Source organism: Syntrophorhabdaceae bacterium (genome assembly GCA_028713955.1).
Lineage (GTDB): Bacteria > Desulfobacterota > Syntrophorhabdia > Syntrophorhabdales > Syntrophorhabdaceae > UBA5609.
On sequence record JAQTNJ010000006.1, the window covers coordinates 27,222 to 42,835 of the forward strand.

General features: G+C 52.7%; 9 protein-coding genes. 5 read left to right on the plus strand and 4 right to left on the minus strand.

The window, feature by feature from the left end:
- Positions 1–44: 44 nt before the first annotated feature.
- Positions 45–839, minus strand: coding sequence for a PH domain-containing protein (locus PHU49_01310; GenBank protein ID MDD5242629.1), 795 nt, complete (start codon positions 837–839; stop codon positions 45–47).
- 214 nt (positions 840–1,053) lie between these two features.
- On the opposite strand from PHU49_01310, the gene PHU49_01315 reads away from it, so the two are divergent.
- Positions 1,054–1,902 carry a PIN domain-containing protein gene (locus PHU49_01315; GenBank protein ID MDD5242630.1) on the plus strand — a complete coding sequence of 283 codons (849 nt, stop codon included), beginning with the start codon at positions 1,054–1,056 and terminating at the stop codon, positions 1,900–1,902.
- A 13-nt stretch (positions 1,903–1,915) separates the two neighbouring features.
- Here the strand turns inward: PHU49_01315 and PHU49_01320 are convergent, their stop codons facing one another.
- Genes PHU49_01320 through PHU49_01330 form a run of 3 tightly spaced genes read right to left on the minus strand, consistent with a single transcriptional unit; the run spans position 1,916 to position 9,125 of the window.
- Complete coding sequence (locus tag PHU49_01320; GenBank protein MDD5242631.1) at positions 1,916–2,320, minus strand: hypothetical protein; 405 nt, start codon at positions 2,318–2,320, stop codon at positions 1,916–1,918.
- Positions 2,321–2,366: 46 nt separating this feature from the next.
- Entirely contained in the window at positions 2,367–7,673 is a 5,307-nt protein-coding gene (locus tag PHU49_01325; protein MDD5242632.1) for a conjugal transfer protein TraG N-terminal domain-containing protein, read from the minus strand.
- A gap of 27 nt (positions 7,674–7,700) precedes the next feature.
- A complete protein-coding gene (locus PHU49_01330) occupies positions 7,701–9,125 on the minus strand; it encodes a conjugal transfer protein TraH (GenBank protein ID MDD5242633.1) in 1,425 nt (474 codons plus the stop codon).
- A gap of 731 nt (positions 9,126–9,856) precedes the next feature.
- On the opposite strand from PHU49_01330, the gene PHU49_01335 reads away from it, so the two are divergent.
- From PHU49_01335 to PHU49_01350, 4 genes are all read left to right on the plus strand, one after another.
- Entirely contained in the window at positions 9,857–10,171 is a 315-nt protein-coding gene (locus tag PHU49_01335; GenBank protein MDD5242634.1) for a putative toxin-antitoxin system toxin component, PIN family, read from the plus strand.
- Positions 10,172–10,612: 441 nt separating this feature from the next.
- Positions 10,613–11,146, plus strand: a complete 534-nt coding sequence (locus PHU49_01340) for a DNA-deoxyinosine glycosylase (protein MDD5242635.1) — start codon at positions 10,613–10,615, stop codon at positions 11,144–11,146.
- Positions 11,143–14,577, plus strand: coding sequence for a helicase-related protein (locus PHU49_01345; GenBank protein MDD5242636.1), 3,435 nt, complete (start codon positions 11,143–11,145; stop codon positions 14,575–14,577). Before PHU49_01340 ends, PHU49_01345 begins: the two co-directional genes overlap by 4 nt.
- A 121-nt stretch (positions 14,578–14,698) precedes the next feature.
- Positions 14,699–15,331, plus strand: coding sequence for an NYN domain-containing protein (locus PHU49_01350; protein MDD5242637.1), 633 nt, complete (start codon positions 14,699–14,701; stop codon positions 15,329–15,331).
- Positions 15,332–15,614: the final 283 nt, after the last annotated feature.

The following is a 15,614-nucleotide window of genomic DNA, read 5'->3' on the forward strand; positions in this document are numbered from 1 at the left end:
CTTATAAGGACAATCCCGCGCTTGGCGCCTGCTTCGTACATGGGTTACCCCCTGGCTGCTTTTTGTTTCCACGAATGAGGGTTACGGTATGCCGGAGCGTCCGCTGCGGGTGGCTCCCCTAAGGGCGCTTCATCATGGGCTTCACTGAACGGTGTTTCTTCTTGCGGTTTTTCTTCTTGCAGTGTTTTTTCTTGCAGTGTCTCAATGATGACGGGAGTCTTCCCTTCAGGGATTTCCCTCCCGCAGAACCGGCATATCCTTGCCTTCTTCAGGATGATCTCCGCGCAGAACGGACACTCCCTGGTTTCCCTGACCTCTCCGGCGGTGTCGGCCCCGGTCCTGTGACCCTCCGCCTGCGCCGGCTGCACCTTCAGGTTTTCCCTCTCCCTGATGATGGCATCACGCAAGGCTTCCGGTTTTTCCACGAAGTCTATCCAGGACTCCCCTTCAAGTGCGGCGGTCTGTATCTGGACCCTCCCATATCCCATGAGCCTGCCTGACAAGGTCTGCACGACGTCGATGTTGTTGATCTTCTCAAGGGGGCTTTCCTTTGCCTTGTGGGTTACGACCCCCGATTCGTCTATGACCCTCTGGTTGGTTACCGCCCAGATGTCGTATTTCCTGTCCAGCCAGACGTAGATGAGATACAGGGCGCAGATTATTATGCCGCAGAGACCCACCTTGTGCAGGGTCTCTTTCAGTCCGAGCAGATTGTATTTGCTCAGGTTCTGCAAGACAAAGATCATACAGGCCGTTGCGATAAAGGGTTTCGAGAGGACAATCCAGTGTTTTCTGACCTCTATGATGAGCTTTTCTCCTTCCTTGAGTTGTGTACGCATCGCAGACCTCCTTTTTTGATTCGGTTCTTTAAGGGTATTAATTTTTCCCCTTCAAAAAGAATCTTTAAAGATCTTCAGAGAAAATCTTCAGACCCAACTCAAGAGTAAACAAATTGGTCACAAGGGATAAACTATTTAGTAGTAAATCACCCGGATAACATGTCCTGTGGCCGGTTGAAAAAAGTTACAAAATATGGTAATATAAATTATAGGGATGGCAGACCATAAAGCTCAAAACAGTCAAGCAGGGAAACAGAACAATCAAACAAACGGCCGGAATGCGGCAAGCAGCTTTGAAGGCCGCAAGACCATAAATAAAAAGGAGGCAGGAATGGCGTTTGGCAGCAAGGTATTTGGCAGCAAGAAGGCGTATGTATTCGACACGTCGGCGCTCATGGAATACCCCCAGGTGCTCAGAGTTGTAAAAAGACACAGAATCATTCTTCCCCGCATCGTAATGACCGAGCTTGACGGTTTGAAGAACAACGAGAGACAGGATGTCGCGGCGAGAGCGCGGTTGGTGTCGCGCTACCTTGAAAAATACGGAAAGAACGTTGCAATCGCAACCGATAGGCAGATGGACCGTCTTCAGGTGCTTAACAGCGCAGGGGACAACATGGTCATAGGCACTGCCACGTGGATGAAAAGACAGGGTATCGACACCACCCTGGTCACTGCGGACAGGAATATGAAGATAGTGGCGAGGGCGTGCGGGATAATGAACCGCATCCCGAGGCCCTGGTATCGCCAGCCTGCTCTGTACTGGAGCATAATTGCGATCCCGTTCATAGCATTGGGATTTCTCGTGGCGAATGCTGTAAGCCACATCTGGACTATCAACGGTTTCTTGACCAAAGAAACTGAGCCTTATGTGGGGATTGGTTCTGCGTTGGCCCTCCCCACGGTCTTCGTCGTAGGGCTTGTGATGAACTGGGTGTGCGATGTTCTGCCCAATGAGGCTACTGAAGACGTCAAGACAGACGATAAGATGCTGAACAACATGATGTTCAACCCGGTGTTTAATGAGTTCGACATCAACGTCTGGCACGGCAAAAAGAGTTAACTTCAGAAACTTGTCAGGAGAGTTTCTCCTCCGGGCGCGAGGTTTCCAGCGGCTGCTGCCGGCTGCCCTCCTGGCGCTGCTGAATTTTATTGTATCTGTATATGGCTCTTCCTTCCAACAGGAGATCCCTGGAGATTTCAAACGTCCTGCTGGCTGGTTTTTCAATATAATTTTCGCTGAACGTGTATACTGTCAATTCTCTGTTGTCTATCAAATAGTCGAGCAATTCATCAGGCAGCGGGATGATTATGTTGTTCTCAGGCTTTTCCCGGTTTTCTATTATCACGGCGAGCCCGTCGTCCGCCAGGTTAACGAGCGTGTCATCCGGTGTGATGTTTTCAAGCCAGTCGGCGTAGTTTTTGTCCACCATACAGATCAACCCGCCCTTGACAAAAAGGGCTTTCAACGCGTATGTCATGTTCGCCTCCTTTGAGCGTTTTTTCGTATCAGTCGTTTGCATTCAGTTATCCTGTCGGACCAGGCTTTACGGTCTTTACCCCGCCTGTTCCGTATTCTGCCGGCGCCGGCTGATCCTGCCCATCCCGTGGTTCACCTTTTTTGTCCTGATGCGATGTCCCACGGACATAGAGCGAGTCCTCGCTGTATTCAGGGTAGGGGGAGCCGCCCGTTGAGGAACTGCTTCCACGTGTTTCCTGTGGAACATATGTGATGTGCGGAGGGGCTGTTCCCCTTGATGCCGCCGGACCTGTTTTAAGGGAACCCGTACCCGCCCTTTGGGGATCTCTCTGAAAAGCTGATGAGTCTTTTTGCTGCGCTGGCATATCTTTTTGCGTGCCTGTGGTATGAACGGCCTGCGTTGGCTGCTTCTGTTCGCTTTGCGGTTGGGCTGCTACCGCCGATTTTCTTTGTGGAGCTTCCTTCACTGGTTCTTTCACCGGTTCCTGTTGTGTGATTCTTTCCTTTGCCGGGGTGTTAGGTCTTTCATCAGGGAGATTGTTCCTGTTGTTTGGTATCGCTGCTACGGGGTTTTCCTGTGCCGTATGTATAACCTCCTGCAAGGGTGAGCTTTTAACTGATCCTTCCAGGTCGGAGTCTTTCTGTTCCTTCTGCCTGATAATCGGTTTCTCTGCCGATGGTTCTCTATGAGGAATACCGGTCTTGTCGTTTGGTGCTTCCGCCACAGGTTCTTCCTGCTGGATATCAGGTTCATCGTTTGGAACATTGCCCCTGTCGCTAGGCATTTCTATTTCAGGTCTTTCCTCTACGGGTCTTTCCCATAAGGGTTCTTCCCGCAAGGGTTCCCCGACAAGAGGAACATTGCCTGCAACATAGTCACTGCCGACTGATACACCCGCAACATGGCTTTCCTGCATACCTGGTTTTCCGTTCAATGGTTTTGCATGGGTAGTATCAGTTGGCTCAGGCTGCTCCTGTTCATCCTGCGGCTTGGCTGCTGTTATGGTGTTTGCTTCGACCTGCATAAAAGGCTCTTGCGTCGTACTGGCCTTGCTGTCTCCCCATGCAGGTGTTATTACAGGCTCTTCTGCTTGTGCCTGCGCAGGCCCCTCCTGCATGAGGGATGCTTCACGGACAACCGGTCTCACGGGCTTATCCGCATAACTGTCAGGCGACAGGTCTTTTACTTTATCTGCATGATTGTTTACCTTATCTGTCTTGTCCACAGATCTACCCGCAGGTTTGTCCGCAGGGACGGATTTGTCCGTAAGAACGGATTTGTCCGCAGGAGTCGCACCGGATGCTGTATCGGCATTGCCGTTACCTGCTTCGTTACCTGCTTCGTTACCTGCTTTGTTACCTGCTTCGCTACCTGCTTTGCTTCCTGCTTCGCTTCCTGCTTCGCTACCTGCTTTGCTTCCTGTTCCTGTAAAAGGAACGTGCATTTGGCCCGCTGCCAGGGACGATGTCATAAGGAGATTCATGTTCCGGTCAGTACCAGGTACGCCCGTTGCGGGCTTGTGTCCCGTCTCAGGCAGTATCCCCGAGCGGACAGCGCCGGGCTTGCCGTCTGCGGGTGCAAGTGGTTTGTTTACGTTTGGGCCGCTGCCTGCGGGAATACTACCTCCTGACGGAGATCCGCCTCTTACGCCGCTTCCTGCGGGAATACCGCTTCCTAACGGAGAATTGCCTAACGGCTGTGTGACGGAAGGCTGTGTGCCGGAAGGCATAGGGCCAGAGGGTTTATCGCCTAATGGCTGGTTCCCTGAAGGTTTGTTGCCCATTGGCTGGTTGCCCATTGGTTTATCGTTATTCAGCCAGCCGGATCGCCTGGTCACATAATCCGGCTGTCCCGCCGGCATGTTCGACGCAGATCCTCTTGTCCCCTGAGAAGTGATTACCCCGCTGGGAGCAGCCGGAGGCGAAGGGGCATCGCCACCTGGCGGTGTACCGCCGCCGCCCTTGCCCTTGAAGAGAGGCGCCGGTCCGGCACCGGACGGGATATCGGAGCGCTGATACAGCGTGCGGTCAAGTTTTTGCAGGGCGGGATACTGGTTTTTCAAGGCCCTTGTCGCCCCTATTGCCTTCCCTGCTGTTCCTATGAGTTTATCTGCTCCTTCCGCGCCATATAGCGTCGCCCTTTTCCAGTCAGCAATGTTACTCAAGTCTTTTTCGTCTTCTATCAGAGCCAGCCCCTGCGAGTAGGTCATCCTCGCCTCGGAGTCATGAAGGAATTTTGTCCTGTGGAAATGCGCAAAGTCCTGCCCGGACTTCCCTTCCGTATGGAGCACCTCCCCGTGCGGGGAGAGGGTCATTCTCGAAGCGTAGTTGCCTTTCTGTATATCCTGGGTGCTCAGCGCCTTGAAGCTGTACACGTGGCCGCGATGATCTCCGCTTCCTTCCGAGTGCATGACACCGTACTGCCTGTTGCCGTTTTCATCCGTGTAGGAGGTATACACGCGCTTGTCGTGGATGTTCGACGCCTGGGATGCTATCACCTTGCCTGTGGACGGATTGATGTGGCGCACCCCATAGAACAGTGTCTCCTTTCCTGTCTTGGGGTCTGTATCCTTGAATATGCCTGTCTCCGTATGTTCGTTATAGGTTGTCTTCTGTACCCCTTCTTTTACAAATGTTCCATCCTGCCTGCTTGTTCCCCTCTCGATGTTCGTAAAGATGATCCCCGAGCCTTTCTCCGCCATCGTATCCATGATCCTGGCGGAGTTGTCGCGGTCTATCTGTTCAGGAAGGTTTCCCTGCACCCTTCCATAGAAGGTCCTGTTGCCCTGCCGCATGTCGCCGGTGAACGTTATCTGCCCGCCGTGGGTTTCCACCTGTGTACCCTTGCCGGCGACCAGCTTCCCACCTGAAGACGCGCCGAGGACCGTCCCTTCCTTCACGAGTCCGCGCATACGGGTGTCAATGATGTTGCCCTCCTTGCTTGCCGTCTGTTCCAGATCAAACGTGCCTGCTTTTGAATCAACGGCGGTTTTAGAGGTGATCACTCCGCCATCGAATTTCTCAAGCGTCTTCCCGTCCTGCGACCTCGCTGTGTACTGAACGATGTTCCCGGCGCCATCGCGTCTCAGCGATACCAGCCATCCGTCGTCGATCCCCGAGCCCTTTATGCCGGACCTGCCGAGCATCTTCCTTACGCCACCCGAATCGGCAAGAGGGCCGATCTCGTTCATCTCCCCCATTTTCTTCGCAACGGAATACTCCAGCATGTTCGCCTGTCCTGAAAGCCCCATGTTGCGCATCTCGGTGACAAGACTGCCCGCAGACAGGTCCGCCCTCGTCTCGGCGGTCTTCACCGCGGCCTTAGTCAGACCCTCAGGCGTGTCTGTGTCGTATCCGTGCTCTTTTCCCACCGCCTTCGCGGTTTTCAGGAATTCGGCCGCATCGGAGGCGCCCCTCGACCCCATCATGGTAATGAATTTATCAATTCCTCCGGCCTGGCCTGCTGCGCCCACGGTGCGTTCGATATTCCCCAGGGTCTGCACGCCTTCCATTCTTCCCACATGGGAGGCGTTCTCCACTCCGCCCAGCGCTTGTATCGAGGAATAGTTCCTTTCCATCCCGAACCGGCCCGTTTCGGCGGTCATCTTCTGGAATCCCCCGAAACCGTGCTCCCCCACCAGTCCTGCATCCCTTTGCGTGTATCCCTTGCGGGCCGATGCGGCTATTCCCGACCTCAGCCGGTAGCCGAAGCTGCCTGCATTGGCAAACGACGCCTGGGACGTCTCCAGGGCGTTCAGCGTCTGCGCCCCTGCCTCAGGTTTCACGGCGACGGCCCCCGCACCGGACGCGGCAGCCGATACCCCGCCCGTGACATGCCCCGCCATCATAGCCAGGGCGTGGCCGCCGAACCGTATAATCATGCCCGTCAGGATAGTCGCAAGCATAAGCCCCGACCACCTCATGCCGGCGAAGACCGCGAGCGTCTTCATCGAGGCGGTTGCGAAGCCGTTCACCGCCATCATGCCGAGGTTGTTGTTCGCGACCTCGTAGTAAGCCTTTTTCGCATAGTCCACGGCGAACTGGTGCACCACCGCGTCGGTGACTCCCCACGAGGTGAGCCAGACGAAGCTCCCCGCGACGAGGGTCAATACCTTGTTCCCGATAGGGGTGGGGACCAGAAGGACGTAAAAGGGTATGAGCCCGAGCATCACCGCGGTGAGCACAGCCCTCAGGATGGGAACGTATTCGTTGGCCATCATGCCGCCCGCAAGCCACGACGTGCCCGTGTCCCTCGACGCAATGAGGCCCGCCACGGTGTCGGGGCTTGCGGATATCACGACGTCGTTGATGGCCTCGGTGATCGCGACCTGCCTCTCGATGCTGGTTACGTCGTAGGCCGCCCCCCAGAGGTAGCTTGCGGTGTTTGTCATTATCTCTTGGCAGCGGGTGTATTCCGAGGGGATCGTGGGGTCGAACCCGATGTTCGCACACGCCGCTTTGGTGGCGTTCTCAAAGGTCGCCTGCTGGTTCAGTTCCGCTGATATGGCCGTCCATGCCGCCGTGCAGGAGACGGTCTGGCCTTCCGGCGCGGCATCGGAGTGGTAGACCGTGAATATGGACGGGTTCTGGGCCTGTTCAAACAGCGGCAGGTAGTCCGTATTGTTCATGATGTCGTTGACGGTGAGGGCCGTCCCTGGCCTCTGGCGTTCAAAAAACACGCAGTCGTGTATGTAGTTTTTGAGGTTGTTCGTGAGGTTCCTGTTGGCGAGCGCAACGCCGCGCGTCCCCAGGTTGTAGAACATGTCGAACCCTATGCCCCCCGCATGGTCCTGGTAGCTCATGGGGTCCCCCGCCGTGGAGACGATGTCCACAAGCCCCCTCTCCACCTTGTTGAGGATCCCCGAGAGGACCACGATCCCTTCCGGGACGCCGCCTACCGCCTGGTACCGGTTCTTCACGGGGTCATAGAGGTGTATCGTCCCTTTCGGCACTATAAGGGCGAGGAATATGACAACCCCTATGCCTACGGGCAAGGCCCAGGCGAAGGGGGAATACCTCGTGCCGCCTGCGGCCCTCGCCATGGCGGCTATGCCGCCGAAGAGGATGCCCAGCACCACCACCGAGAAGAACAGGGTCTTGTACCCGTTGTCCCCGAATATGAGCGCCACCTTCTGGAACGCGCCGAGGACCGCATCGAACCCGTTGTACACGTAGTATTCCTGTTCGGAGGCGTCTGCCGGCAGGGGCAGCGAGAAGAGGGATACCGCCAGGACGGCTGCGATCAGGATGGCCTTCAGGATGCCCTTCCTGTTGATAACGCTTCTCCGCCTTATGCTTTTATGCTCTATGCTTTCCTGCTTTAAGCTTTTTCGCTTTATGCTTCTGTCATTCATATCTTCCCTCTGACCGCGATGATCTCCCTATTTCCCCAGCGCCTTCCTTGCGATTCCCGGAGAAAACGCACCCGAGAGCTTCCTGTAGGCGATCTTCTCGAAGTTTTCATGGAACCTCCCCATCTCCTTGATCGTCACATTCTCGCTGAGCGCCCTGCTGTAGTCGCTCTTGAGCAGCGCAGCGTACCTGAACATGTACTCCATCCCCCTTTGGGAAAACGCATCGGCTGCGACGGTAAGCAGGTCGGGTTTGCATCCCGACAGTTCCTTGCCGCCCTGCCTGTCCACTATCACCTTTACCCTGCGGAAAAGGCCCGCGACCCTGCCTGTTATGTCGGAGAATATCTGGTACGCGTACCCGCGTGCGGAGATATCCTTCAGTTCCGTGTATGCCGAGCCAAGCTGGTTTGTCACGATGGCGGTTTTCAGCGTGCTGTAGACGGGGGCAGGGAGGTGGCGTATGAATTCTTCTTCGCCGGCGGTCAGGGCGCCCTTCGCCTCTATCTTGTTCGCTATGCCCTCCACCATGGCGCCCGCCCACTGGAAGATATTCCTTTTCTCATCGGTTATCAGACTGCACTCCCCGTGGGGGTCCGTCCTTTTGTAGACGTTGCCCGTGTAAAGCTGGTTCAGTGAGGAGAGGTCGTTCTGCTCGCAGGGGGGAATGGACTTCCAGTTGCCGTCCCCGTTCGTGACGGTGTAGATCGCGTCCCCGAACATGCCCCTGAGCATCGCTATCGTGTCGCCGGTGAGGTTGCTGCCCTCCGCGGCTATCTGGAGTATGCTTTTTGCCGGGTCCGCGAGCCTGAGAAGCTCGGATGGGCATTCCGCTATCATGCTTGCCGTCGGCGTTATCGGCTGGTTGTTCGTGGACGTCCATATCTCGCTTACCTTGTGGGGCAGGTCATGGAGGCCCTTGAGGATGTTGTATCCTTTGTCGGCCTCGGCCTTTATGCTCGGGTCGGTGGAGACGCCGCTTAAGATCTTGGCGGCGATTGTTTTCCCGGCCTGGCAGTCGTTAAGCTGGATCGAGTTCAAGGCGTTGGCGATCTCTTCAAGGCTCTTTATGGTGTTCGAGCACTGGGGGCACAGCGTGTTCAGCGCCATGTCGAAGGCGGCGGCGGGGGCCGCGGTCATTATCCTCTGGAGCTTCTGGACGAGGTACTCGAAGTTGAGGAAGCTGAAGCCCCCCATGAAGGCGTCTATGCCTCCGCAGCCGAACTTCAGCCTGGGAGGCTCGAAGGTGACAGGGTAGTCGTTCTGCACGGGCCAGCGCGCTGAAAAAGACCCTCCCGTGTAGTACCCTCTCTTCTGGCCCTCGAAGTAGCCCGCGTCGGTCTCCGTCTTCTGGGTGATCCAGTCATCGACGAAGCCGGCATTGCTGAGGCAGGGAGCAAGGCAGAAGAGGACAAGGGGCAAAACAATGGCTGTTCTTGATATGACGTTCTTCACGGCAGGCACCTCCGGACGGGATTTATGTCTCTACGTATATTACTTATTGGTATTACTTCCGGAGGGCGGCGGTGAGGTGTTAGGCAAAGAAATCCTCTACTTAAATACGGCGCTGTATAGTTTGCCGTCGCGATAACATGTCGATATCATCGACACGAGAAAATAACATGTCGATAAAATACAGTTTGCTGGACACGTATTGAGAACGTGTCCATGACGTGGACGCGTGCCCTTGGAAAGCTTAGCTTTTTTCCTCTAACGCCTCACGCCTTACGAGTGTTCTGCCATGAGCCGGTTTATCCCTCGTTCCTCTGCCACCCTGTTGTCAGTCTTCCCTGCTTGCCGTTTCCTAAAAAGATTGTATTTTTCTTGTCGTGGAGTTAAAATCCAATATAGCAAAAAAGATATTTTGATGTAGAATAACTACAGATAGACCTTAAGGGGTGATAAAAAATCAAAGGTGTCGCCAAAAAGATTGACCCTGAAGATTATATCCTGTCAATCCTTTCTCCCGAGGATAGACTTGACGCAGCTTTCAAGGTTGCAGGAGAGGCATTCAAAAGATCAAGGTTAACAATCAGGGATATTGATAATGCGGTAAAAATAGTGAGGAGAAAGGCATACGCAAAGAAGAAATAGGGTAGTCATCGATACCAGCATCTTAATCTCTGCATTTATTTTCAGGGGGGGTCCCGGAACAGGCAATAAAAAAGGCATTTTCAGAAGCAGATATATATTTATCGCCCGCACTTCTTCGGGAGTATCGCGATACACCCCTCGAATTATTTCGTAAAGGAAAAATCGATCAACTTGGGTTCAAGGCGTTGATTGCAGGGATCGCGGCCCTTGTAACAAAAGCGAAGCTCATTGCCCCGCAGAAGAAGTTCGTCATTTGTAGAGACCCGGCAGATAATATGGTTCTCGATTGCTGCTATGCGGCAAAGGCGGATATTCTCATAACCGGCGACAAAGATCTCCTCGACATAAGGGACCTGCCCTTTGCATTGAGAATATTGAGACCACGCGACTTTATAAAAGCCGGATAAAAGTTCCTACTATTTTTATCTCCTTGCCCCTTTTGCCTCGTACCCCGCTCCTCGGTCCTCCCGCCTTTAGTTTCTCCGGTGCCAACTTTGAACGTTGAACATAGAACGTTGAACGGCCGTTGCCATGTCTGACACCCTGTTGTCAGTCCTGCTTGGTATAATAGCTTTTGATCATTGCTGACCGCTGTAAGCTGAAAAAATTATTTGTATTTTTCATTTCATAGATATAGAATGGTTTTAAGGGGTTAAAACGGTTCCTCTGGTTCATTGAGTTTCTCTTGTCTCTTTTGTTGTGACCAGACAGACCGGAAAAACCAGATGAACCGATTAACTCTTCGCTGATTTTTAGTAGGGTTTAATGGATTTATTGCATTTTTTGAGTTTCTCATTATTTTTGCAGTTGCTATAAGACATGAGCCGCTTTGGTAAAGGAATGACTACTTGCAACGGAGAACAATTCGCATACCAAGTAAAATAAAATCTTTAAAGCCTATCATCGCTGGGAATGCTAAAATATTGATACTTGGCACCATGCCTAGTGAAATTGCGTTACAAAAAGGACAGTATTACGCAAATCCCAGGAATCAATTTTGGAAGATTCTTTACGATGTATTCGGAAAGAAAATAGAAGACCGCTACGAAAACAGAATTAAATTTATTAAAAAACATTGTATAGCACTTTGGGACATACTGAAATCTTGTGACAGAGAGGGCAGTACTGATTCTAAAATTAAAAATGCGATCCCAAACAACTGCAAAGTATTGTACAAAAAAGGCCCAAACATAAAATCAATTATTTTTAACGGAAAAAAATCTCAAACGTTATTCGATAAGCATTGCGAAAGATGTGAAAACCTTCAATATCATCGTTTGCCATCCACAAGTTCAGCCAACACTCGATTAACGTATGAAGAAAAACTGGAACGATGGATGATTATTAAGCAACTCACTTGCAAGCGAGAAAAGAGATCATGAAGGACGATAGAGCCCTTTCAGTGGGACAAATAATTGTAGGTCCGTTTTTCAATGAACAAATGCGGATCGAGACGGTCTCTTGTGACGGTTCCGGCAGATGGACGCTCGGGCTTGTCGGGAAAGACTCGGAACGTTTCAGGAGGGTTACCCTTACGGAGAACGAGCTTGCATCGATCACGATTATCCAGCAGGGTTTTACGTACGATGGTGATGGGGAGTTGCTTCGTCTTGGCCTCCAGGCATATTCCCTTGGCATCGCCTATGAGTTTGATCCATACTTCGGGCTTTCGATCTCCAGGGTTGACCCCCTTCCGCACCAGCTCGAAGCAGTCTACGATTTCCTTCTCAAACTTGCCCGCGTCCGTTTCCTCCTCGCCGATGATGCAGGAGCAGGCAAGACCATCATGGCCGGGCTTCTTATCCGTGAGCTGAAGCTGAGGGGCCTTGCCGAGAGGATCATCATCGTCTGTCCTGCGAATCTTGCCTTCCAATGGCAAAGAGAGCTGAAAGAGAAGTTTGATGAACAATTTGTCGTCATGAGGGGACAGGACATCCGGGACCAGTTCGGCATGAACCAGTGGATGGAACAGAAACGCGTTATAACCTCCCTTGATCTCGCGAAGAGGACAGAGATACTGCCCGGCCTCCGTCAGGTGCCCTGGGACCTTGCGATCGTCGATGAGGCGCACCGCATGTCGGCATCAGATGAGACCCATAAAACCGCGCGATACCGCTTAGGGGAACTGCTCCGTGATACCTCTGACCACATCCTCTTGCTTACCGCCACGCCGCACAAAGGCGACCCCATTAACTTCAGCCTTTTCCTTCAGCTCCTTGACGAAGATGCCTATGCCGACGTGAGATCGATCCGCGAAGCAATGGAGCGCCGCCGTGCCCCGTTTTATCTCCGGCGTACAAAAGAGGCAATGGTATATTTTCCGGAGCCTCAACCGGACGGCTCATGGATCGCAGAGAAGATATTTACGAAGCGTATCCCTCACACGGTGGATTTTGCGATAGACGGATTGGAGTTCGATCTTTACCGCGACATCACCCGTTTCGTAAAGCAACAGAGCGCAAAGGCCGCCGCAAGAGGAGAAGACCCCAGGGCCCGTGCGATCGGTTTTCTCATGTCCCTCTACCAGAGACGGCTTGCCTCAAGCACCTATGCAATGAGGCACTCCCTTGAGAACCGCATACGTCGCCTCGAAGAAGGTCTGAAAAGGGCGCAGGAGTTGATCAAACAAGCACCTCCGGATCTTCCCACCGAAGAAGAACTTGAGGAAATGGAGGAGGCGGAACGGGACCGTCTCGAGCAGATCCTTGAGGCGATAACGCTCGCTGGCAACGAGGAACAGGTCAGGGAAGAGATCGACGAGCTGAAAGCCCTTGCGCGACAGGCAAAAGAGGTAGAGGAATCAGGTACAGAGTCAAAGCTGTCCAGACTAAAGGACCTTCTTCAGAGCGAAGGGTTTTATGACGACAAAGAGAAGAGGCTCCTGATCTTCACGGAATTCAAGGATACGCTTGAATATCTCGTAAACTGTATTACCTCTCTTGGATTCCGTGTAGGGTTCATCCACGGCGGGATGAAATCTGGATCGCGCAACGACCCCGGCACGCGCCTCTTCGTGGAGCAGCAGTTCAAAGATGGCGACATACAGGTGCTTGTTGCTACAGAGGCGGCAGGCGAAGGCATAAACCTTCAGTGCTGCAACATCCTTTTTAATTACGACATACCCTGGAACCCGAACCGCCTTGAGCAGCGGATGGGCCGTATACACAGGTACGGGCAACGGAAGAACTGCCTCATCTTCAATTTTGTGGCGACGAATACCATCGAGGGGAGGGTCCTTCAGCGCCTTCTCGAAAAGCTACAGGAGATTCGCGACGCCCTTGACGATGATGCAGTCTTTAATGTTGTGGGCGAGATACTTCCCTCCGCCCGGATCGAAGGGGTTCTCCGTGAATACTATGCGGGACAGCTTGGCGATGCCGACCTCGAGGAACGGCTATTGAAGAATGTGAACGAACAGCAGTTCCGTGAGATATGCAGGAACGCCCTTGAGGGGCTTGCCACAAAGAAGCTGAACCTCGCGATGCTCATCGAAAGGCGCGCGAAGGCCCAGGAGAGGCGCGTTGTGCCGGAGACCATCGCTCGTTTCATGAAAGAGGCCGCAAAACACGCTCACCTGAGTATTAAAGAGGTCCCGCGTCTGCCCCATACCTTTGAGCCCGGCAGGACACCCCATACCCTTAAACAGTATGAGGGCAGGGAAGACTGGAAGCTCCCATCACTTGCAAACAAATATCCTAAATGCTCAACGGACCGGACTATTGCAGAAGAACACAACCTCGAATGGATCACCCCCGGACATCCCCTGTTCGAGGCGCTGCGGCATCATGCCGGCGAGACAGCAATGGAATCGATCAACGCAGGTGCGTGCTTCTATTCTCTCCAGCATGACGAACCCGCAAGGATCGATTTTTACCGTGCCCGAGTGGTCGATGGTCTTGGTCAGGCGATCCACGAACGATTATTCGCCGTTGAGATCGGAGAGAACAGGGAACCCATCTTGAGGGGGCCTGATATGCTTGGGAATCTGATCCCTGCAAAGGTCACAGAGACCGTACCCCCCGTTGCAGCGTTCCCGGAGGTCTATGACTGGGTGAATGAGAACGCGTTCACGCCCTTCCTTGAAGAGGTGCGCAACGAGCGGGTTGCCGAGATCGACAGAATAGCAGAGCATATAGAGATTTCTCTCACAGAGCTCATCCAAAAGGCGGATGAAGAGATCGGCAATGCAGCCATGGAGATCGAACGGAAAGCCCAGGGAGCTGAAGGCCGTTTTGCAATGGCGGAGGAGCGGCACGCCAGGCTCCTGGCAAGGAGAGAAAAACGTCGGGATGAATTACAGCGCCAGCGATCCCTCACGCTTCAGGCATTAGAGAGGATCACGAGCATCGTCATTCTTTCTCATCCGCAGAAGGAAGCTCCTGATGTACGCAGCCTGAGACCCGACCCTGAGACAGAGGCGACGGCAATGCGTGTAGTGATGGAACATGAGGGTAACCTTGGCCGCCAGGTCTTTGATGTCCACGAGAAGAACCTCGGCTATGATATAACAAGCCTCGACATCAATTCCGGTGAGCTCCGCCTGATTGAGGTCAAAGGAATCGGGGGTTCGACGGGAAGCGTTTTGCTTACACCAAATGAGCGCCGCGTTGCCGAAGACCGCAGGGACTGCTATTGGCTCTATGTTGTCACTGACTGCAAGAATGAACCAAAGCTCCAGGAGCCAATAAAAGACCCGGCACGACTTGAATGGCACGAGGTCGTTAAAGTAGCCCATTACACGCTTTCGGTAAATGCTTTAACCCAGCCTATGAAAGTTCATGAACCCGCAAATCCTTATGGGGGAAATTCGTGAGAAAAATTTCTATTGACTCGGCAAATATGAGGGACTATAATATCACTAAGTTTGAATTAAGTATCTGCTCCCCGTTCGACACGCCGAAAGGACTCGAGCGGGGTTATTTATTTTAGGGGGGATGATGCCGTTACAACCAAGTGTTCTTCGAACTATTTCGTTTATTGATGGCCAAAATCTTTTTTATGCTGTCAAAGAGGCATTTGGTTATTCTTTTCCAAATTATGACCCGCTTCTCTTGTCAAAAGCCGTTTGTAATCAATTAAACTGCACCTTACATGATGTCTACTTTTACACCGGCGTCCCGGATCCCCAAGATGACGCATTTTGGAATCATTTCTGGGCTGCTAAGCTCGCGCAAATGGGACGTACAGGGGTAAAGGTATATTCCAGGCCATTAAGATACCGAAACCAGACGGTGCGCCTATCGGACAGGTCTCCCTATACATTTCTTGTTGGCCAGGAAAAGGGCGTAGACGTTAGACTGGCACTTGACGTTGTGAGACTGGCTCGGAAAAATCTCTATGACATATGCGTAATATTTAGTCAGGATCAGGACTTAACGGAAGCCGTGGATGAAGTTAAACGGATAGCAGCCGAAACTGACAGATGGATTAAGGTCATATGCGCCTTTCCATACAGCCCTGCATCTAAGAATAAACGGGGGATTGATAAAACAGACTGGGTAAAGATAAATCGAACCGCATACGACCAGTGTATTGATAGGAGAGATTATCGACCGAAAACAGCTTGAAAGCTGTTAGAAAAAGAGAGTAATAACGTTAGAGGAAGGTAAACAAGAAAGTAACGATTACAGAAGACTAATTCCAACTTGAGTAGGAATAGCAATGCCGTGGGATGACAATTTACTACCTGAGCAAAGAATAGCCGCCGCTCACAGTGGAAATCACCCTCTGTGCCAATATAAGTGAGACACTTTCTACCCAATAGTTTAGACTCTAAGGGCGGGAAGGAGAAAGCAAATGAAAGATAAAGATTCAATGACAGCAGAACTCAGGAAATCAGATATCAGAGCA